This is a genomic window from Streptomyces anatolicus (assembly GCF_019400875.1).
GTDB lineage: Bacteria > Actinomycetota > Actinomycetes > Streptomycetales > Streptomycetaceae > Streptomyces > Streptomyces anatolicus.
The window spans coordinates 1-1,256 of the sequence record NZ_WMBF01000837.1 but is presented as its reverse complement, the minus strand read 5'-3'; the positions used below and the strand labels follow the sequence as shown (position 1 = coordinate 1,256).

Genomic DNA, 1,256 nt, shown 5'->3' with positions numbered 1-1,256 from the left:
GGGCCGGGCTGTCCGGCGCGGCGGGCGCGGGGGCGCCGGGTCTGCGGACCGTCACCGTGAGCACCGCGTACATCCGCGCCGGTTCCTCCGTCCCCGGCGGCCGGGGCCGGGGCAGCTCGACGACCTGGCTCACCTCAAGGCCGACGCGGGCGCGCGCCCCCTTTTCTTCGCGGCTCAACCCCCGTTCTGCGTAGGCGCGTTGTTCCTGACCCAGTTCCTGATCTTCTTGCCCGGCCATGGGGTGTCCCTGTGGTGTCGTAAGGCGAAGGGGCGTACCGCGTAGGCGCGGTCCAGGAGGAGTTCGGCGAGCGGCACCTCGGCCGCCCGCGGTGGCGCGTCGCGGGCGGCCTGGAGGGCAAGGCCCCGGTAGAAGCGGGAGAGGTCCTTGCGCAACCGCCGCTCGTCCGGCGGGAATTCGAGCAGCGGATCGGCCCTGGCGGCGACGGCCCGCAGCTCGGCGCCGGTCACCCGGGGCACGCCGTCGGGCGGGGCGAGCAGGCGGTGGGCCACGCCCCACACCTCCGCCTTCATCCGCATGCGGGCCTGTTCGTCGGTCAGGCCGTGCGCGGAGAAGAGCTGGGCGAGGCCCCGCACCGCCGTGCCGAGTCCTTCGGCGTCCCGCGCGTGGTCGGCGCGGATACGGACGGCGGCGGTACGGGCGGCGGTGCGGTGCCGGGAGTGCTGGGGCACGGCGTCCAGCGCGGCGATCGCGTCCGCGAGGGCGTCGGGGCCGCCGAGGGCGAGCCGGGCGCGGGCGGCGCCGAAGGCCGCGCTGCCCAGCGAGGGATTGCGCAGCCGTACGGCCTCGTAGAAGGTCAGGGCCTCGTGGGGTCGCCGCAGATGCTCGGCGCAGTGGCCGAGTGCCAGCTTCGGCGCGTACTCACCGGGGATCGCCCCGTACACCCGGTCGAAGTGGTCGCGGGCCTCGGCCACCCGGGAGCGGGCGAGTGCGAGCAGCCCCCGGTGCCAGTCCAGACGCCAGTCGTACGGCGCCTTCGCGGGCCCTATGGCGTCCTCGGCCAGCGCGAGCGCGGTCTCGGCGAGGGCGAGCGCGGTCTCGGCGGCAGGCAGGGCCTCGGGGTCGGTGTCCGGCGCCACCCGCAGCCGCAGCCGGCAGCGCAGCAGATGCACCTCGGGGGAGTCCCGCCAGTCGCCGGTGTGCTGGAGCAGCGCCTCGGGGTCGTCGTCGCTGAGCCTGCTCAGCTCGCCGTGGTGGTCGTCGTCCGGGTCGGGGCGCGGCACGGGCAGACGCCGGG

General features: G+C 76.4%; 1 protein-coding gene. It reads right to left on the bottom strand.

The features are described 5' to 3' along the window. Nucleotides 1-174: 174 nt before the first annotated feature. The coding region (locus GKQ77_RS32840; protein ID WP_308117859.1) for a tetratricopeptide repeat protein at nt 175-1,256 on the bottom strand (1,082 nt) is incomplete at its 5' end.